Origin of the sequence: Ensifer sp. KUDG1, assembly GCF_050434285.1 — a bacterium.
In the GTDB taxonomy this organism is placed as follows: Bacteria; Pseudomonadota; Alphaproteobacteria; order Rhizobiales; family Rhizobiaceae; genus Ensifer.
Window position 1 is genome coordinate 202,987 of the sequence record NZ_JBNDIG010000007.1, and the last position, 18,868, is coordinate 221,854.

The 18,868-nt window shown below is 62.8% G+C and carries 21 protein-coding genes; 4 read left to right on the top strand and 17 right to left on the bottom strand.

The window, feature by feature from the left end:
* Positions 1-16: 16 nt before the first annotated feature.
* From M2267_RS18865 to M2267_RS18890, 6 genes are read right to left on the bottom strand one after another with little or no spacing between them, the layout of a single operon-like run.
* Positions 17-784: an ABC transporter ATP-binding protein gene (locus M2267_RS18865; protein ID WP_429116162.1), complete on the bottom strand. Its 768-nt coding sequence runs from the start codon at positions 782-784 to the stop codon at positions 17-19.
* Positions 781-1,614, bottom strand: coding sequence for an ABC transporter ATP-binding protein (locus M2267_RS18870; protein ID WP_043611715.1), 834 nt, complete (start codon positions 1,612-1,614; stop codon positions 781-783). The genes M2267_RS18865 and M2267_RS18870 overlap by 4 nt, the downstream gene beginning before the upstream one ends.
* Positions 1,611-2,543 (bottom strand): ABC transporter permease, encoded by a 933-nt coding sequence (locus M2267_RS18875; RefSeq protein WP_043611718.1) that lies wholly within the window; start codon positions 2,541-2,543, stop codon positions 1,611-1,613. Before M2267_RS18875 ends, M2267_RS18870 begins: the two co-directional genes overlap by 4 nt.
* The gene (locus M2267_RS18880) at positions 2,540-3,601 is read right to left on the bottom strand and encodes an ABC transporter permease (RefSeq protein WP_043611720.1); all 1,062 of its coding nucleotides are present in this window, start codon (positions 3,599-3,601) and stop codon (positions 2,540-2,542) included. The genes M2267_RS18875 and M2267_RS18880 overlap by 4 nt, the downstream gene beginning before the upstream one ends.
* A gap of 42 nt (positions 3,602-3,643) precedes the next feature.
* Positions 3,644-5,284, bottom strand: a complete 1,641-nt coding sequence (locus tag M2267_RS18885) for an ABC transporter substrate-binding protein (RefSeq protein WP_429116165.1) — start codon at positions 5,282-5,284, stop codon at positions 3,644-3,646.
* Positions 5,285-5,332: 48 nt separating this feature from the next.
* On the bottom strand, positions 5,333-6,388 hold the full coding sequence (locus M2267_RS18890; RefSeq protein ID WP_429116167.1) for a dipeptidase: 1,056 nt from the start codon (positions 6,386-6,388) through the stop codon (positions 5,333-5,335).
* Between the two features lie 340 nt (positions 6,389-6,728).
* Between M2267_RS18890 and M2267_RS18895 the strand changes: the two genes are divergently transcribed.
* A complete protein-coding gene (locus tag M2267_RS18895) occupies positions 6,729-8,003 on the top strand; it encodes an alpha/beta hydrolase (RefSeq protein WP_245281562.1) in 1,275 nt (424 codons plus the stop codon).
* Positions 8,004-8,039: 36 nt separating this feature from the next.
* On the opposite strand, the gene M2267_RS18900 is transcribed toward M2267_RS18895, so the two are convergent.
* The 6 genes from M2267_RS18900 to M2267_RS18925 all read right to left on the bottom strand — a co-directional run bounded on the left by M2267_RS18900 (position 8,040) and on the right by M2267_RS18925 (position 14,223).
* Positions 8,040-9,083, bottom strand: a complete 1,044-nt coding sequence (locus tag M2267_RS18900; protein WP_043611760.1) for a Gfo/Idh/MocA family protein — start codon at positions 9,081-9,083, stop codon at positions 8,040-8,042.
* Positions 9,084-9,088: 5 nt separating this feature from the next.
* Positions 9,089-9,880 carry a ThuA domain-containing protein gene (locus tag M2267_RS18905; protein WP_371258817.1) on the bottom strand — a complete coding sequence of 264 codons (792 nt, stop codon included), beginning with the start codon at positions 9,878-9,880 and terminating at the stop codon, positions 9,089-9,091.
* 109 nt (positions 9,881-9,989) lie between these two features.
* Complete coding sequence (locus M2267_RS18910; RefSeq protein WP_043611727.1) at positions 9,990-11,018, bottom strand: ABC transporter ATP-binding protein; 1,029 nt, start codon at positions 11,016-11,018, stop codon at positions 9,990-9,992.
* Positions 11,019-11,030: 12 nt separating this feature from the next.
* On the bottom strand, positions 11,031-11,861 hold the full coding sequence (locus M2267_RS18915) for a carbohydrate ABC transporter permease (RefSeq protein WP_043611729.1): 831 nt from the start codon (positions 11,859-11,861) through the stop codon (positions 11,031-11,033).
* Complete coding sequence (locus tag M2267_RS18920) at positions 11,861-12,844, bottom strand: carbohydrate ABC transporter permease (RefSeq protein WP_043611730.1); 984 nt, start codon at positions 12,842-12,844, stop codon at positions 11,861-11,863. The genes M2267_RS18915 and M2267_RS18920 overlap by 1 nt, the downstream gene beginning before the upstream one ends.
* 116 nt (positions 12,845-12,960) lie before the next feature.
* A complete protein-coding gene (locus M2267_RS18925; RefSeq protein WP_043611732.1) occupies positions 12,961-14,223 on the bottom strand; it encodes an ABC transporter substrate-binding protein in 1,263 nt (420 codons plus the stop codon).
* 362 nt (positions 14,224-14,585) lie between these two features.
* Between M2267_RS18925 and M2267_RS18930 the strand changes: the two genes are divergently transcribed.
* The gene (locus tag M2267_RS18930; protein WP_043611733.1) at positions 14,586-15,608 is read left to right on the top strand and encodes a substrate-binding domain-containing protein; all 1,023 of its coding nucleotides are present in this window, start codon (positions 14,586-14,588) and stop codon (positions 15,606-15,608) included.
* Between the two features lie 19 nt (positions 15,609-15,627).
* Here M2267_RS18930 and M2267_RS18935 read toward each other — a convergent pair whose 3' ends face one another.
* Positions 15,628-15,969: an SMR family transporter gene (locus M2267_RS18935; protein ID WP_043611735.1), complete on the bottom strand. Its 342-nt coding sequence runs from the start codon at positions 15,967-15,969 to the stop codon at positions 15,628-15,630.
* Positions 15,970-16,089: 120 nt separating this feature from the next.
* Positions 16,090-16,650, bottom strand: a complete 561-nt coding sequence (locus M2267_RS18940; RefSeq protein WP_429116170.1) for a TetR family transcriptional regulator — start codon at positions 16,648-16,650, stop codon at positions 16,090-16,092.
* A 142-nt stretch (positions 16,651-16,792) separates the two neighbouring features.
* On the opposite strand from M2267_RS18940, the gene M2267_RS18945 reads away from it, so the two are divergent.
* Together M2267_RS18945 and M2267_RS18950 are read left to right on the top strand one after the other, a co-directional pair.
* Positions 16,793-17,185 carry a globin gene (locus M2267_RS18945; RefSeq protein WP_192447034.1) on the top strand — a complete coding sequence of 131 codons (393 nt, stop codon included), beginning with the start codon at positions 16,793-16,795 and terminating at the stop codon, positions 17,183-17,185.
* A gap of 2 nt (positions 17,186-17,187) precedes the next feature.
* Positions 17,188-17,556, top strand: coding sequence for a DUF423 domain-containing protein (locus M2267_RS18950; RefSeq protein ID WP_429116172.1), 369 nt, complete (start codon positions 17,188-17,190; stop codon positions 17,554-17,556).
* An 89-nt stretch (positions 17,557-17,645) separates the two neighbouring features.
* Here M2267_RS18950 and M2267_RS18955 read toward each other — a convergent pair whose 3' ends face one another.
* Genes M2267_RS18955 through M2267_RS18965 form a run of 3 tightly spaced genes read right to left on the bottom strand, consistent with a single transcriptional unit; the run spans position 17,646 to position 18,681 of the window.
* A complete protein-coding gene (locus M2267_RS18955; RefSeq protein ID WP_043620682.1) occupies positions 17,646-17,960 on the bottom strand; it encodes an antibiotic biosynthesis monooxygenase family protein in 315 nt (104 codons plus the stop codon).
* Positions 17,961-17,969: 9 nt separating this feature from the next.
* Positions 17,970-18,239, bottom strand: coding sequence for a hypothetical protein (locus tag M2267_RS18960; RefSeq protein ID WP_043620684.1), 270 nt, complete (start codon positions 18,237-18,239; stop codon positions 17,970-17,972).
* A 28-nt stretch (positions 18,240-18,267) separates the two neighbouring features.
* Positions 18,268-18,681 carry a DUF2325 domain-containing protein gene (locus tag M2267_RS18965; RefSeq protein WP_043620688.1) on the bottom strand — a complete coding sequence of 138 codons (414 nt, stop codon included), beginning with the start codon at positions 18,679-18,681 and terminating at the stop codon, positions 18,268-18,270.
* Between the last annotated feature and the right edge of the window lie 187 nt (positions 18,682-18,868).

The window sequence follows — 18,868 nt, forward strand, 5'->3', positions numbered from 1 at the left end:
GCTTGTATCCATACCGTCACGCGGTGACAGCAGCGTCCTTGCGCTGAAAGCCCTTGCTCGCGACCATGAGGCTGCGCGTGTAATCCTCACCGATACGCCCGGCGACGAGATCCGCTGAGGACAGGCGCTCGACCACGCGTCCACCCTGCATCACAGCCAGCCGGTCACACATATGGGTGACGACGCCGAGGTCATGGCTGACCATGATGAAGGTCAGCTTATGGTCGCGCCGGACCTGTTCGAGCAGGTTCAACACTTCCGCCTGCACCGAAGCGTCAAGCGCCGAGGTCGGTTCGTCGAGCAGCAGGATCGAGGGTTCTAGGATCAACGCGCGAGCGATCGCAACGCGCTGGCGCTGACCGCCCGAAAGCTGGTGCGGATAACGGAAACGGAAACCCGACCCGAGACCGACCTCGTCCAGCGCCTTCAGGATGCGTCGCTCGCCGTCGGCAACGCCGTGGACCGCCAGCGGTTCCAGCAATTGCCGGTCGATCGTCTGACGCGGGTGCAGCGAGCCGTAAGGATCCTGAAACACCATCTGCACGGCGCGGTAGAAGGCCTTGTCGCGTTTTGCCCCCTGCAGGACACGATCGTGCACGCGAATGGCGCCGCCCGTGACCGGCGCGAGACCGGCGATCGCCCGAAGCAAGGTCGACTTGCCCGATCCGGACTCGCCGACCAGCCCGAAGGATTCGCCGGGTGCGATCTCGACGCTGACGTCGTTCAGCGCCTTGAACTCGTCATAGGTGACGGAAAGGTTCGAAACGGAAACGGCAGAGGTCATTGGGCCCACTCCGGCTTGCGGTCGAGAACCGGCAGCGGATGACGATCGGATCCGATCGCCGGCATGCAGTTCAGCAAACCTTGGGTATAGGGATGCTTGGCATTGGCAAGCTCGGATGCGGCCAGTTCCTCGACGATCCGGCCGGCATACATGACGATCACCCGGTCGCAGAAGGAGGAGACCAGGCGCAAGTCGTGCGACACGAAGATCAGGCCCATGCCACGCTCGGCCACCAGCTTGTCGAGGATGCCGAGCACTTCGAGCTGCACCGTCACGTCGAGCGCCGAGGTCGGCTCGTCGGCGATCAGCAGTTCCGGCCCGGCAACAAGCATCATCGCGATCATCGCGCGCTGGCCCATGCCGCCCGAAACCTCGTGCGGATAGAGATCGTAGACACGCTTCGGATCGCGGATCTGCACCGCCGAGAGCATGTCGAGCGCCCGCTCCCGGGCCTCGCTGCGGCCGACATTCTCGTGCTGCCTTAGCGTCTCGACGATCTGCCGGCCGATGCTCATCACCGGGTTCAGCGAGTACTTCGGATCCTGCAGGATCATGGCAATGCGCTTGCCCCTCAGGTCCCTTCGAACCTTCGGCGATGCGGCAAGCAGGTCGATACCGTCAAAGTTCAACTGCTTTGCCGTCACCTGCGCATGACCCGGCGTCAGCCCCATGATCGCCCGGCCGGTCTGCGACTTGCCGGAGCCGCTTTCGCCGACGATGCCGAGGCGTTCGCGGCCGAGCGTGAAGGAGACGCCGCGCACGGCCTCTACGAGGCCGGTGCGGGTCGGGAACGAGACCTTGAGGTCTTCAACGGTCAGAAGCGCACTCATTGGCCGCTCTCCCGCGGATCGAGCGCATCGCGCAGACCGTCACCGAGCAGGTTGAAGCCGAGGCTGACGATCAGGATCGCGATGCCGGGCATGGTTGCCACCCACCACTGGTCGAGGATGAAGCGGCGGCCAGACGCGATCATCGCACCCCATTCCGGCAACGGCGGCTGAGCGCCGAGGCCGAGGAAGCCCAAGCCGGCAGCCGTCAGGATGATGCCGGCCATGTCGAGCGTGACGCGCACGATCAGCGACGACATGCACATCGGCATCACATGGCGGAAGACGATGCGGATCGGCGACGCGCCCATGAGCTGAACAGCGGCGATGTAGTCGGAGTTACGCACCGTCAGCGTCTCGGCGCGGGCGATACGCGCATAGGGCGGCCAGGAGGTGATGGCGATCGCGATGACGGCGTTCTCGATGCCCGGTCCGAGCGCTGCCACGAAGGCGAGCGCCAGCACCAGCTTCGGGAAGGCGAGAAAGATATCGGTGATGCGCATCAGCACGGCATCGACCCAGCCGCCAGCATAGCCGGCGACCGCGCCGACGATGAGCCCGACAGGTGCAGCGATGATCGCAACGAGAAGCACGACGGCCAGCGTCAGCCGCGAGCCGTGGATCAGCCGCGAGAGAATATCGCGGCCGAGATCGTCGGTGCCAAGCAGGTAGCCAGGGGTTCCCGGCGGCAGCAGACGGGCGTTGGCGAGATCGCCGATATAGGGCGAATGCGGCGCCAGGAGATCGGCGAAGGCGGCAACGAAGACCAGCGCCAGCAGGATGAGCAAGCCGAGAACGGCAAGCTTGTTGGCGGCAAAGCGCTGCCACGTCATGTAGGCGCGGCCGAGCCGCGCCTGGGTGCGCGACTGCGGGCGATCGGACAGCAGCCATTCGCGACGCGTCATCGGACGGGTTTCGGTAACGGTGCTCATCGCTGGCGCGTCCTCGGGTCGAGCGTCCGGTAGAGAAGATCGGACAGGAGATTGATGCCGATGAAGACCGAACCGATGATGATGGTGCCACCAAGCACGGCGTTCATGTCGGCATTCTGCAGCGAATTGGTGATGTAGAGACCGAGGCCCGGCCAGGCGAAGACGGTTTCGGTCAAGACCGAACCTTCGAGCAGGCCTGCGTAGGAAAGTGCAATCACGGTGACGAGCGGCACGGCCGCGTTCCGGAGCGCATGGCCCCAGATGATCCGGGTCTCCGACAGGCCCTTGGCGCGCGCCGCGACGATATACTCCTGCTGCAACTCGTTGAGCATGAAGCTGCGCGTCATGCGGCTGATATAGGCCAGAGAGAAATAGCCGAGCAGCGAGGCCGGCAGGATGATGTGGCGGAACACGTCCCAGAGCACATCCCACTGCCGCTGCCAGAGCGCATCGAACAGATAGAAGCCTGTGATCGGCGTGAACGTGTATTCGAACACGATATCGATACGGCCGGGATAGGCAACCCACTTCAGCCGCGCGTAGAACACCAGCAACGACAGAAGCGCCAGCCAGAAGATCGGCACGGAATAGCCGACGAGGCCGATGACGCGCACGATCTGGTCGGCAATGCTGCCGCGCTTGACGGCGGCAAGCACGCCGAGCGGAACGCCGAACAGGGCGCCTATGAGCGTGCCGAGCGTCGCGAGTTCCATGGTCGCCGGGAAGACGCGACGAATGTCGGTCATGACCGGATTGGTCGTCAGCACCGAAATGCCGAAGTCACCGGTCAGCGCCTGGCGGACATAGATGAAGAATTGTTGGTAGAGGGGCAGATTGAGCCCCATCGCCTCGCGCGTCCTTTCGACGACATGCGTCGGCGCCCGGTCGCCGAGAACGGCCAGAACCGGGTCGATCGGAATGACCCGACCGATAAAAAAGGTGACGGCCAGAAGGCCGAGATAGGTGGTGATGACAACGACAAGAAAGCGCAGCACCGCTGCCACGATCTTACCGGGACGGGCGCGTTTGCGCCCGTCCACTGTCCCTGTTCCGCTCATGCTCAAGGGAACGATCCTTTCGGTTTATTCCTTCGAGACGGCTTATTCTTTGGTGATGCCGGCGACGAAGTTGGTGTCGAAGCTCGGACCGAGCTTCAGGCCCTTGACGTTGCCGCGGTAGCCGGCGACTTCGGTCTGCTGGAAGATGATGACGAACGGGCTTTCGCCCAGCACCGTCTTCTGCAGTTCCTTGTAGGTCTCCGCACGCTTGGCGCTGTCGCGCTCGAGCAGAGCGTCCTTGGTCTTCTTCGTCAGCTCCGGAACGTCCCAGGCATTGCGCCAGGCAAGGGTCTTGTTCTTGCCTTCGTCGGAGTTGTCAGGGTTGCTGGTGAAGGTTTCGGCGTTCGAGTTCGGGTCGAAATAGTCCATGCCCCACTGACCGATATACATGTCGTGGTTACGGGCACGATACTTCGTCAGCGTCTGCTTGCCGTCGCCCGGGATGATCTCGAGCTTCACGCCGGCCTGGCCGAGGGTCTGCTGGAAGGACTCGGCAATGCCGGTGACCGGCTGACCGTTGCGAACGTCCATGGTGACGGTGAAGCCGTCAGCGAGACCAGCCTTGGCCAGCAGTTCCTTCGCCTTGGCGACGTCGAGCTTGTAGGGGTTCTCGTCGATCGCGCCCAGAACGCCCTTCGGCAGGAAGCTCTGGTGGATCTCGCCGATGCCCTTGATCAGGGTCGAGCCGATCGCATCGTAGTCGACCAGGTACTTGAACGCTTCGCGCACTTCGGGCTTGGCGAGGTTCGCATTCTTCTGGTTGAGGCTGATGTAGTAGACCGTGCCCTTCGGCGCGTTCGTCGTGGCAAGGTCGCCATTCTTCGAAACGGCGTCGAAATCGCCAGGCTCGAGGTTGCGCGCCACGTCGATATCGCCCGCTTCCAGCGCCAGGCGCTGGCCCGAGCTTTCCTTCATGTGGCGATAGATGACGCGGGCGAGCTTGGCCTGTTCGCCATAGAAGTTGTCATTGCGCTCGAGCACGATGACTTCGTTGGCGCGCCATTCGCGCAGCTTGAACGGGCCGGAACCGGCATAGCCGGTCTTCAGCCATTCGTTGCCGAAGTCGTTGTCGTACTTGTACTCGTCCGTCGGCGTGACCGGCTTGACGTTTTCGAGAACGAGCTTCTTGTCGAGCACGGCGCCCACGGTTGCCGTCAGGCAGTTGAGCACGAAGCTCGGCGCATAGGCCTGATCGACGGTGAAGACGAAGGTCTGCTCATCCGTTGCCTTGGCCTTTTCCGTCACGTTGTCGCCGGTGAGGCCAAACTGGGTGAGGATGAAGGCCGGGCTCTTGTCGAGCTTCACGGCGCGCTCGAACGACCAGGCGACGTCTTCAGCGGTCACCGGGTTGCCGGAAGCGAACTTCAGGCCGGGCTTCAGCTTGAACGTATAGGTCAGGCCGTCGTCGGACACGGTCCAGCTGTCGGCGAGGTCGCCGACGACCTTGGTCGTGTCGTTGATGTCGAGGCGCACCAGCATGCTGTAGGTGTTGCCGGTGATTTCGGCCGCGGTCAGCTCGAAGGCTTCGCCCGGATCCATGGTAATGACGTCGTCGATCGCAAAGGCTTCGACCAGCGTGTCCTTCGGCGTTTCCGCGAAGGCCGGTGCGGTTGCAGCCATCACCATGGCCAGCGCCGCAGAAGCCGTCAGAAGACGAAGACGTCCATTGAGCTTGTGCATCATGTTTGCAGTTCCCTCGTTTGCGCCCTTTTGGGCCCCTTCTTCATGGATTCAGGCGGCCTCGTGCCAAGCCTGCCCCAGAACTCTCCACCAGTTCTCCCGGCATATCTTTGCCAGTTCGGCATCACCATATCCGGCGCTTCTGAGCGCTGCAACGAGCGCCTGGCTACCGGCAGCATCAGCGATCCCCTCTGGGATCGTCGCCCCGTCGAAGTCCGAACCGAGTGCGACACACTCGACGCCCATGCGTTCGACGAGATAATCGACATGGCGCACCATGTCGGAAAGTGGCGTTGCGGCATTCTCCTGCCCGTCGGCGCGCAGCATCGTCGTCGCGTAGTTGAGCCCCACAAGGCCCTTGCTTTCGCGGATCGCGTCGAGCTGCTTGTCTGTCAGGTTGCGCGCAACCGGGGTCAGCGCATGCACATTGGAATGGCTGGCGACCAACGGCTGGTCGGTGGTCTTCGCCACGTCCCAGAAGCCCTTCTCGGTGATGTGTGCAAGATCGATCAGGATGCCCAGACGGTTGCAGGCCCGCACGAGTTCGAAGCCCGCATCCGTCAGCCCGGGTGCGGTGTCCGGAGACATCGGATAGGAGAACGGCACGCCATGGCCGAAGACGTTGTGGCGGCTCCAGACAGGCCCAAGCGAACGCAGGCCCGCGGCATAGAAGGTTTCAAGCGCGGAAAGGTCCGCGCCGATCGCCTCGCAGCCTTCCATGTGCAGAACCGAGGCGAAGACGCCGGCTTCGACCGCCCCGCGGATTTCGGCGGTCGACCGGCAGAGCTTCCACGCCCCTGCCCGGTCGAGGCGCACGGCGATATCGGCGAGCTCCATGGCGATCGCCAGCGATGGCAAATGTTCGAGCGGTGCCGAAAGCGGTGTTTCGTAGTGACCGCTCTCGTTCGGCGGTTGCAGGACGAGATCACCCGAGGGCACGTAGATTGCCGAGAGGCCACCGACGAGGCCGCCCGCCTTGGCGCGCGGCGCATCGATATGGCCCTGGTCGATGCCGTCGACGAATTCGCGTACCGGGTCCTGGCCCTTCCGGGCGTTCTGCCACAGACGCAGAAGCACGTCGTTATGGCCATCGAAAACCGCCTGCATTCCTGAATTTCCTTATCATTTCAGGGAGATCGGACGGGCCGTTCGGGTCACGTCCAGGAGAAAGTCGAAGCGATGCTAGTGAAAGCCCAAAGCCTTTTCAATGAATATAAGGGGGTTTTACCCAGGCCTGCCTGTAGCGAAATGTTGCATGATTGCCGCATCGCCGCCGGCAAACGCAGCCCTCACAGGCGCTTGGGGTCGGTCGAGGGGTGAAAATCGGCCGTTTCTCATGCATGGAGACAACCGGTCCGGATGTTTCGGGTCGGTTGCGCCGCATGATGCGGCACTGGGGGGTTGGTTGCTGCGTCCGTTTTCTACCTCGAAGGGGCACTGGAGCCGCATCGCCGCAACACTTCTGCTGGCCGCAACGCTTGCGGCGTGCGCCGGCCGCCCGGTTGGGGTGCTCGTGCCTTCGGGCACGACGGGCGGCGCCTCGCAGGTCGACCTGATGGTGGCGACGACACGCGCGCCGACCGCAGAGCCGGGCGTGCTTTTCAGCGGCGAACGGTCGGTACAGCTTTCTCTAACGGAGATCGTCGTCTCCATTCCGCCCGAGAAGAACCGCGAAGTCGGCCAGGTGCAGTGGCCGAAGAAACTGCCGGCCAATCCGGAGCGCGATTTCTCGACCGTCAGCGTAACCCCGCTCAACGAGGGCAACGACGTTCAGAGTTGGCTGAAGGGCAATCTGCCGAAGACGCGACGCGTACTGATCTTCGTGCACGGCTTCAACAACCGCTACGAGGACGCCGTCTACCGTTTTGCCCAGATCGTGCATGACAGCGGCACCGACGTCGCGCCGGTGATCTTCACCTGGCCCTCGCGCGCCAGCATCTTCGACTACAATTACGACAAGGAAAGCACCAACTATTCGCGCGACGCGCTGGAGGAACTTCTCAAGCGCGCCGCGAGCAATCCCTCGGTTGGTGAGATCACCGTGATGGCCCACTCCATGGGCTCGTGGCTGACAGTCGAGGCGCTGCGCCAGATGGCGATCCGTGACGGACGCATCGCCCCCAAGATCACCGACGTCATTCTCGCATCACCCGATCTCGACGTCGACGTCTTCGGTCAACAGCTCCGCGCCATGGGCGAAAAGCGGCCGAAGTTCACGCTGTTCGTGTCGCGCGACGATCGGGCGCTGAACCTGTCGCGGCGTATTTCCGGCAATGTCGACCGTCTCGGACAGATCGATCCGACCGCCGAGCCCTACCGCACGCAGCTGGAGCAGGCAGGCATCAGCGTCATCGACCTGACGGCGCTGAAGGGCGGCGACAAGCTGAACCACGGCAAGTTCGCCGAAAGCCCGGAAGTCGTGCGGCTGCTTGGCAACCGCCTGATCGCCGGTCAGACCGTAACCGATTCCGATGTCGGGCTCGGCGAGCGTCTTGGGGCCGTCACGCTCGGCGCCACCCAGACGGTCGGCAGTGCGGCAAGCCTTGCGGTCTCGACACCGATCATGATTTTCGACCCCAACACCCGCAGAAACTACGACGCGCAGGTGCGGCGGCTCGGCCAGTCGATGGAAAACACCGTCGGTTCGGCGGTGACGCCTTGGACCGGGCCGCAAAGCGGGGGAGTTGCCAAAAGCACCACCCCCGATCGTCACTCGCGCTAGAGCGCCCCGCGTTCATACGAACGCGCAAAGGGCGCTTTAGACGGGAAGCTCGCGCCGCCCGGCTTCCGTCTCCATGGCCAGGTCGAGGACCTTCTGCAGGTTTGCGGCATGGCGGAACCCGGGCTCTTCGGTCTTGCCCTTGCGGACGGCAGCCACGAAGCGCTCGTAGTTCGTCGCAACGGTGCCCGCATCGACATCGCGCCAGGTCGCGGTTTCCACGTCCGCGCCGAGGCAGGCGCGCAGCGTCGACCCATCGGGCGTGTGCACCACTTCAAGCGCACCCTTGTCACCGTGCAGCCTCAGCCGCAGCTCGTTCAGATGCCCGGTCGCCCAGCGGCTGGCATGGACGACGCCCATGGCGCCGTTGCCGAACTCGGCCGTCATGACGAAGCTGTCATTGGCGTCGAGGTCATACTCGCCGATGCGGTTGCCGGGCGCCTTGTCGAAGGTCTTCAGCCGCGCGAAGATCCGGGCGGCATCCGTGCCCGCGCCATAGCCGGCAAAATCGAGGATATGAATGCCGACATCGCCGAGCACGCCGTTCGAACCGTGCTTGGTCGAGAGCCGCCACAGCCATTGCGATTCCGTCGCCCAGTCACCCCAGGCCTTGGAAACGAGCCAGCTCTGCAGGTAGGAAGCCTCGAGATGACGCAGCTTGCCGACCTCGCCGGCAAGCACCATGGCGCGTGCCTTCTGTAGCGGTGCGACGTTGCGGTAGGTGAGATTGACCATCGTCACCAGACCGGAACGCTCGGCCGCTTCGGCCATCTCCGCCGCCTTGGCATAGTTCTCGGCAAGCGGCTTTTCGCAGAGCACATGCCTGCCGGCAGCGATCAGCGCCAGCGTTGTCGGGTGATGCGCCTTGTCCGGCGTCACGTTCGTCGCTGCATCGAACTTGCCCCAGGCGATCGCCTCGTCGAGCGAGGTGAAGGTCTCGGCAATGCCGTGCTTGTCGGCAAAAGCCTTGGCCCGTGCGGGATCGACGTCGACAGCGCCGACCATCTCGACGCCTTCGATCTTGGCAAAGGCCTGGGCATGGCTGTTCGCCATGCCACCGGTTCCTACAATGAGAAGACGCATGATGCTCACCTGTATCCCGCTTCGCCGGCCTGGTGCAGCCGTGGACCGCGCTCGACGATCGGCTCCAGCGCCTTTTCGACCGGCACGTTCGGCGCATCGTGGATCGCCGTGTAGCGGTTGTCGGCGTTGTAGGCCCACTTCACCGAATTGCGCAGCACCTTCTGAACATTGGCGTCGTGATAGGTCGGGTAGGTCTCATGTCCCGGACGGAAATAGAAGATGTTGCCGGCACCGCGGCGCCAGGTGAGCCCCGAGCGGAACACTTCGCCGCCGGCAAACCACGAGATGAACACGGTTTCGAGCGGCTCCGGCACCGAGAACTGCTCGCCGTACATCTCTTCGTTTTCAAGCACGAAGTTTTCGTCGAGACCTTCGGCAATCGGGTGACGCGGATTGATCGCCCAGACGCGCTCGCGCTCGCCGGCCTCGCGCCACTTCAGCGCGCAAGGCGTGCCCATCAGCCGCTTGAAGATCTTGGAGAAATGGCCGGAATGCAGCACGATCAGGCCCATGCCTTCCCAGACGCGCTTGGCAACCCGCTCGACGATCTCGTCGCTGACGGCGCCGTGGTCCTTGTGGCCCCACCACAAAAGCACGTCGGTATTGGCAAGGCGCTCGACGCTCAGGCCATGTTCCGGCTCCTGCAGCGTCGCCGTCGTCGCCTCGATCGCAGCTTCCGTATTCAGCGCCGCCGCGATCGTGTTGTGCATCCCGTTTGGATAGATGCTGCGGACGATTTCGTTGGTCTGCTCGTGAATATTCTCGCCCCAAACGACTGTTCTGATAGGCACGGTCATTCTCCTTGCGTGTTCGCCCGTTGTGGGCATGTCGTCTTACGATAGATGGGGCCGCCAGGAATTGGCGACCCCGAAGCTCTGGGTGTCTTCGAGCTTGATCGGGTCCTCGTCAGGCAGCCCCTTTCATGGGTGCGCGGCCGAGTGCCTGCCCCGATGCATCGAAGCGGTGGATGTTGCCGCCGAGCGGCGAGATGTGAATTGTCTCGCCCGGCCGGTGATGCGAGGTGCCGCCTTCCCGGACGATGACCGGTTCGCCAGCGCCGATGTCGAGATAGATGTAGCTGTCGGACCCCAGCATTTCGGAATGCACGACCGTTCCAGACCATTGACCCCCACTCACCTTGATCTCCAGATGCTCCGCTCGGATGCCGATCGTATGGGCATCGTACGGCGCAGCCAGTGCGCCGGACAGAAAGTTCATCTTCGGCGAACCGATGAAACCGGCGACGAAGACGGAGTTCGGGCTTTCATAGAGTTCGAGCGGTGTGCCGATCTGTTCGACCCGGCCATCCCGTAGCACGCAAATGCGATCCGCCAATGTCATCGCCTCGACCTGGTCGTGGGTGACATAGATCATCGTCGTCTTGTGCATGCTGCGATGCAGCTTGGCGATCTCGATGCGGGTGGCAACGCGTAGCGCCGCATCGAGATTGGAGAGCGGCTCGTCGAAGAGAAAGACCTTGGGATCGCGCACGATCGCCCGGCCGATCGCCACGCGCTGGCGCTGACCGCCGGAGAGCTGCCGCGGCAGCCGCTGCAGATAGGGCGTCAGCTGCAGCATTTCGGCGGCCGCCTCGACTCGCTTCTTGCACTGGTCCTTGTCCTTCCCCGCAAGCTGCATGCCGAAGGACATGTTCTCGAACACCGTCATATGCGGATAGAGCGCATAGGACTGGAACACCATCGCGATACCGCGCTTCGACGGCGTCAGCTGGTTGACCACCTGCCCGTCGAAGGACAGCGTGCCGGACGAGATGTCCTCGAGCCCGGCGATCAGCCGCAGCAGCGTGGACTTGCCGCAGCCGGACGGCCCGACAAAGACCATGAACTCGCCGGCCCGGATATCCATGCTGACGCCCTTGATCACCTCGAAGGCGCCGAAGGACTTGCGGATGTTGCGCAATTGAAGTTCTGCCATGGGTTCCTCCCCTTATCCTTTGACGCCGCCGGCCGTGAGTCCGGAGATGATCCGCCGCTGGAAGATCAGCACGAGGACGACCAGAGGCACGGTGACGATGATCGATGCGGCCATGATGTTGCCCCATGGAATTTCGTACTGGCTGTTGCCCGAGAGCAGCGCGATCGCGACCGGCACGGTGCGCTGGCTGTCGGATGACGTGAAGGTCAGCGCGAACAGGAACTCGTTCCAGGCGGCGATGAAGGCGAGCAGCCCCGTCGTCACCAGCGCCGGCCACATCAGCGGCATGAACACGCGGGTGATGATCACCCACGGCGTAGCGCCATCGACGATCGCCGCTTCCTCGATCTCGACCGGCAGGTCACGCATGAAGGTGGTGAGCACCCACACCGTGAAGGGCAGCGTAAAGATCATGTAGGAAAAGATCAGAGCCAACGGCGTGTTGAAGATCCCGACCGCTCGGATCAGTTCGAAGAGGCCCGCAAGCACCGCGATCTGCGGGAACATCGACACCGACAGGATCGTCAGAAGCAGCAGCGCGCGTCCACGAAACCGCACCCGCGCCAAGGCGTAAGCGGCGGTGACCGCAAGCAGCAGCGAGACGCAGACCACGATCGTTGCGACCATGAGCGAGTTGGCAAGGTTGCGCAGGAAGCCGCTGCTGGTGACGATGCCGGCATAGTTGTCAAAAGAGATCTCGGTCGGCCAGTAGTCGACCCGGAACAGCGCCGTTCCGGATTTGAAGCTCGTCAGCACCGCATAGTAGAACGGGAAGACGGCCATGATGATGATGGCGGCAACAAGGGCGTAGAACGCCGTGCGCTTGGCGAGGGTGGCAACCATCAGCGTTCTCCCTCCAGATTGACGCGGCCGAACCACATATAGGCAACGGTAATCGCCGCAATGATCAGGAACAGCATCGTCGAGGCCGCGGCGCCATAGGCGAACTTGTCGAAGTCGAACAGGTTTTCGCGGGCCAGTACCGACATCGTCTTGGTCTGGGCGTTGTTGGGCGTCAGCACATAGATCAGATCGAAGATGCGCAGCGCATCGAGCATACGGAAGATCACCGCCACCATCAGCGCCGGACGGATCAAGGGCAGCGTCAGCCGCCAGAAGACCTTGAGCGGATGCACGCCATCGATTTTCGCCGCTTCGTAGATATCGGAAGGCACCATCTGCAGTCCGGCGAGAATGAGCAGCGCCATGAAGGGCGTCGTCTTCCAGACGTCGACGATCAAGACGGCGACCATCGCGGTCTCGGGATTGGCGGTCCAGGCGATCTTCTGGCTGATCAGGCCGAGGCCGAGCAGAAGATCGTTGAGGATGCCGAACTGGTCGTTGAGCATCCAGGCCCACATCTTGGCGGACACGATCGTGGGGATCGCCCAGGGGATCAGGATCGCCGCGCGCACCAGTCCACGGCCCGGGAAGTTTGCGTTCAGCACCAGCGCAACGGCAAGACCGAGCACCGTCTCGATGGTGACCGAGAGCGCCGAGAACTTCAGCGTGTTCCAGACGGCGTTCCACCAGGCGGGATCGGCAAGCAGGCCGTTGTAGACCGTGCGCCCGCTCTTCAGCGTGATCCAGGAAAGGTAATTCTTGAAGCCGACGAACTCGGCGCCTTCGAGATTGGTCAGAGACGCATTGGTGAAGCTGAAATAGACAGTGCGGATGAGCGGCCAGCCGGCAACGAGGGCCAGCACCAGAAGCGTCGGTGCGAGAAAGATCCAGGCGGAGCGGATGCGCTCGGCATTAAGGTCGGAGCGGATGCCCGCCTGCTGCCCGAGAGCGGAAGGCGGGTCTGCGACGGAAAGGTCGGTCATGTCTGTACTCACCTTTGCCATTCGGCGCGCGGCCGAGCGATTGGTCGGAGAGGAATGGCGGTGGCTCGGTGGAGCGAAGGGAGGCTTGAGAAGCACTCCCCTCGCCCCCGGGAGGATCACCAGTTGTCGCCCTTCATCTCGGTGAGTTCGACTTCGAGCAGTTCGAGATTTTCCGCGGCCGTGCCGTTGCCGGAAAGCGAGTTATGGACCGCGTTCCAGAACTTGGCGGAAACCTCGTTGTATTTGACCTTGGTGACGGCGGACGGGCGCGGCACCGCGCTTTCGAAGATTGGCTTCCAGGCCGGCATGAACGGCTGGGCCTTGGCGACGTCCGCATCGTCGTAGAGTGCTGCAACCGTCGGCAGGTTGGAAAGCTCGATCGCCCGGCGCTTCTGCACCTCGGCCGACGAGAGGAACTTGGCCAGCGCAATCGCCGCTTCCTGATCGTCGGAATATTTGGAGACGGCGACGTTCCAGCCGCCAAGCGTCGACGACGGCTGGTCGCCATCGGTGGCCGTCGGCAGCGGTGCGACGGCGAACTTGCCCTTCACCGCGCTGTCGTCGCCATTGCCGAGCGCATAGGCATAGGGCCAGTTGCGCATGAAGACGGAGTTGCCGGTCTGCCAGACCCCGCGAGATTCCTCCTCCTGGTAGGCAAGCACACCCTGCGGCGAGATCGTGCCGACCCATCCCTTGATGCGGTCGATCGCGGCGGCCGCCTTCTCGTTGTTGATCGAGATCGTGCCATCCGGCTCGACGATCTGGCCACCACCCGACGATTTGACCCATTCGAGTGCGTTGCAGGTCAGGCCCTCATAGGCATTGCCCTGGAAGACATAGCCCCAGAGATCGGCCTGGCCAGCGGCCCGCTCCTTTTCCTGGATTTCCTTGGCGGTCGCCGCCAGCTCGTCCCAGGTCTTCGGCGGCGTCTTGCCGTATTTTTCGAGCAGGTCCTTGCGATAGAACAGTGCCGGCGCGTCGGTGAAAACCGGCAAGGCCACGAGGCGACCGTTCACCGTCTGCGAAGCGATGATCGACGGGAAGTGCTGGCCGACAACGTCCTTTGCCGCTTCCGTCAGATCGACGAACTGGTCGGCCAGCTGCGGCGCCCAGACGACGTCGGTCTGGTAGACGTCGACATCCTTGTTTCCGGCGGCAAGCCACAGCCGGTACTGGCTGAACTGCTCGCTGCTCGACGGCGGCATGGTGACCAGGCTCACCTTGTGCCCGGTCTGCTTCTCGAAAATGTCCAGCTGTTCGCGAATGAAATGGACGTTCTTGCCGGTCGTGTTGGCGGCGAGCGAAAGCTCGGCGGCGCCAGCCGTCCCGGCTACAACGATTGCGGCACAAAAACTCAGCACATTGAGCGTGGTTGTCATTGGGTCGACTCCTCCTGTTCCCCCTCCACCGCACGAAAGCTCCTCGGCAAATTCGAAAGCGGTTTGGATGAGAAAAAGTTGGCAGAAGATGGAAAAACTGTCAATCCACACACTTAGAAAAGTCGCTCAAGCGTGGACAAACCTTAAATACACGTTATTTTTCATATAAATAACGGAGGAAGGCAAAATTCTTCTGCCTCTCGCAGCACCCCGTAAAATCAAAGGGGATCTGCGTTAATTGAAAACGCTTTGGTAAAACTGGCATCCTTTGACGGCACCCGACGTCGCCGACAAACCGATTGTTACGGGCAGCGAAGGTGTATACTTCTGGGACCGGGCTAGGCTGAGGAAACGCATATCGAATGAAACTGAGGGAGTTCGCACAACAACTGGGCCTTTCGCCGACAACGGTCAGCCGAGCGCTGAGCGGTTACCCCGAAGTCAGCGAAAAGACGCGCAAGCGCGTGGCCGAAGAGGCAACCCGCCTCGGCTATCGTCCGAACATCAATGCCGTGCGGCTCGCCACCGGCCGCGCTGGCGCGATCGGCGTCGTCATGGGCCGCTCCGGCGAGTTCCATTTCTCCGAATTCATGGGCGGCCTTGCCGAACGGCTCGGCACCGAGGATATCGACATTCTCGTCAGCCCGATGGACGACAAGAACCCCACGGGTGAAATCCAGCTCTATAGTCGGCTTGCCGTCAGCGGCCGCGTCGATGCCGTGATCGTGCACTCGCCCGAACCGAACGACGAGCGCATCGCCCTCCTCCACAAGCTCGGCATGCCCTTCCTGGTGCACGGCCGCTCCGATATCGACGTGCCGCACGCTTGGCTCGACATCGACAACGAGGGCGCGATCCGCCGCGCGACCTCGCACCTCATCGATCTCGGCCATCGCCGCATCGCCATGATCAACGGCCGGCAGGGCCGCACCTTCTCGCTTCACCGCGACAAGGGATATCGAGACGCGCTGCAGGCGCGCGGTATCCCCTTCGATCCGCGCCTCGTCGCCCACGGTAACTTCACCGACGAACTCGGTTTCCGCTTCGCGCGCTCGTTCCTGGAACAGACGCCCCGCCCGACTGCCTTCGTCGCCGGCTCGATGATGACGGCACTCGGCATCTACCGGGCAGCACGGTCGATGGGTCTGGAGATCGGCCGCGAGGTCTCGGTCATCGCCCATGACGACGTCTTCCCCTACCTCACGGCGGACAACATGGTGCCGTCGCTTTCGGCGACGCGCTCTTCGATGCGCGCGGCCGGCGCCCGCTCGGCCGACCTCGTGCTGCAGCTTCTCTCAGGCCGGCCAACCGAAGAGGTTCACGAGCTCTGGCCGGTCGAACTGATCCTCAGGGAATCGACTGCGCCCCCTCCGCCGGACAAATGACCTCAGGCGGCTGGCCACGTCAGTGGAAAGTCGACTTGGAAAAGAGGTTGAGGACAAGCACGCCGGCGATGATCAGGCCGAGGCCGAGGATGGCCGCCAGATCGAGCTTCTGCCCGAAGGCGAAATAGCCGACGAGCGAAATCAGGACGATGCCAAGGCCGCTCCAGACCGCGTAGGCGATGCCGACGGGGATGAAGCGCAGTGTGTAGGACAGGAAGAAGAAGGCGATCGCGTAGCAGACCACCATCATCACGGTCGGCCCCAGGCGGCTAAAATGCTGCGCTGCCTGCATCGCCGAGGTGCCGAGCACCTCGAAAACGATCGCTGCAACCAGGACGGTATAGAGCATAGCGGGGTTCATGGGAGACTCCATTCCGGATCAGAGCAGTTCCAGGAAAAGTGCAAAGCGGTTTTCCGTCCGGAGCTGCGTGATTTCAAAGACTTAGATCACTTCAATGTTTCGATAAAACGATGAAGTGATCTATTGCGCCGAAAGCGCCTTGAGATTTTCAACAAGACCGATCCGTGCCTCGGCATCGAGATCGTGGCTCTGCATCAGATCCGCGAGCCACACACCGTCGCAGGCAAAGCGCGCAAGAACGCAGCCGGTCGAGCCATCCGTCTCCGCAAACTCCGCCGATCGCCGGCTGACCCAGTCGCGCCAGCGGCTCTTCAGATGCGGCTCGGCAATCAGCGCGATCGTCAGCATGCGCCAGCCGGGCACGTCGGTCGCGGGATCGAGCGCGAAGCAGACGTCGATGTAGGCGCGGGTAAAGCGCCCCTTCGCTGCCGGGTCGCGCGCCATCGCCGCCTCGATCTCACGATCGAACCGCGTCACCAGATCGTCGAACAGCCCGTCGAGAAGCGCGAGCTTGTTCGGGAAGTGATGCAGCAGCCCGCCCTTGCTGACCCCGGCCGCCTGCGACACGGCATCGAGCGTGATGCCGGCCACCCCCTGCTCGTGCGAAAGGCGTGCGGCAACCTCCAGCAATTGCTGGCGCACCTGTTCCGGCTGTTTTTTGCGGCGATGAGCTTCGGTCATATCCTCATAAAGATACCGTCTAGACGGTTTGTCAAGAGAAGCGATGTTCGACCGCGATGAAACGCCGCAAATCCGCGGCCTGAAAAATCGTTGTTCGCCCGGTCGCCGCGCGCTAGGACCGACAGAACGAAGGACGCAGACCATGGCGGAACCGGAAACCACGACCCTCTATGAAGCCATCGGCGGCGACCCGACGGTTCGCGCGCTGACGCGTCGCTTCTACGAGTTGATGGACACGCTGCCGGAGGCGGCGCGCTGCCGCGCCGTGCATCCGCCCGACCTCTCCGGCAGCGAAGAGAAGTTCTACGAATACCTGACCGGCTGGCTCGGCGGACCGCCGATCTACGTCGAAAAGCGTGGCCACCCGATGCTGCGCCGCCGCCATTTCGTCGCCGAGATCGGGCCGCAAGAGCGGGACGAGTGGCTGCTCTGCTTCACCCGGGCGCTTGAGGAAACCATCGAGCATCCGAAACTCAGGCAGATCATCCTCGACCCGATCACCCGTCTCGCCCTTCACATGCAAAACAAGGAATGACCATGTCGCACAGCGGATTTCGCGCAACGACGCTATTTGTTGCCGGCTTGATGGGCCTGACCGGCGTTGTCAGCGCGGCCGCCGCTTCGCATGGCGAAGACCCGCGGCTGCTTGCCGGCATTTCGGCGATGTGCCTCGCCCACGCCCCGGCACTGGTGGCGCTTTACGCGGCGTGGCCGCACTTTCGAACGGCAGCCATTGCCGCACTCCTGATCGCGGCCGGCACGGCGCTGTTCTCCGCCGATCTAGCCATGCGCCATATCGCGGGCCACGGCCTCTTCCCGATGTCCGCTCCCCTTGGTGGCACGACGATCATGGCAGGCTGGCTCGCCGTTTCGCTCGGCGCCTTCCTGCCGAAGAAGACGGCCTGACACAAAAACAATTTGCCTCCCGGGAGAGATCCATCCGGGAGGCGAATAACACGCGAAATCAGGATCATATCTCAGCGCTAGCGCGCGGATCAGGCGCCTTCGACGGCCGAAAAACCCTCGAACTTCGGCGGACCGAGATACATCGCCTTGTTCTCACCGGCATTCTTGTGCGCCGCGCGGAAGTTGTCCGACTTCGTCCAGGCGGAAAACGAATCCCTGTCCTTCCAGACCGAGTTCGAGACGAAGAGCGTGTAGCCCTCCTCCGGCACGCTGTCGCCGCGCAAGAGGTGGAAGGAAACGAAGCCGGGCATTTCCGAAAGGCTGGAATCCCGCCCCTTCCATACGGCCTCGAAAGCCTCTTCGTGGCCGACGGCAATACGGAAACGGTTCATGGCAACAAACATCAGGAACTCCTAGGCGCTTTCTTTTTTTCGGGCGGCGTCGTTGGCGGCACGCGGAAAGGCGAGGATAGTTCCTTCCTTCGGCTCCACAAGCCCGAGCGGGTCGCGCACCGGCGGGCGGGCCTGCCAGGTGGGGAACTCCGCGACATTGGCATTCTCTTCCACCATGCGCGCCCGTCGCGTCAGGATCTCGTAGAGTTCAGGCACCAGGCCGTCGCCCTGCTGGGCGGCCAGCTTGTGCAAGCCGATCATCATGGCAAGGTCGGGACGTTCTTCGTTCATTGCAAATTCTCGTCTGGTCTTGGGAGGATTACCGCTCGTTGCGGCTGGTGGTCAGGTCCTGAAGCGCGCGCTCCAGGCTCGACTTCGAGCCGTTGCGCAGCGGCACGAAGGCCTTGCCCCACTTCTTGCAGCCAGTCTTCACGCGAAGACATGCGTCGTGGCTGATGCAGTCGATGGGGCAGAAGACACAGTCGACGGACGGCAACACCCGGTCGATGCGCGATACGGCCTCGCGCAGGCCCCCATCGTGGTGCAGCAGTTCGGCGCCGAAGGAGCTGGCGATTTCGCGCAAGTGCGCCACCTGGCAATCACGGCCGCCGACATAGAGGAAGCTGCGCCCTTCGAGCGTCGCCTTGCCGGCCTCCTGGCGGGGCTCGACCGGTTCCGAACCGGAGCGACCCTTGCCGTTCTTCGCCGCATTCTGGTGACGCTTGCCGCGCATGCAATCTTCTCCGCCTGGTCGCGCGACAAGGGCCTTCGTCAGGCAGCCGGTCGCATCGGGAAATCCTCTCGACACACACCCTTCGGCTGCGTGACGAGGGCAACCTATTAAACTTGATAAACAGAGTAAAGTATAAACATGAGTTTTCTAATCATATTTTTTTCTTGCAGCTTCTGCGCGAATTCTG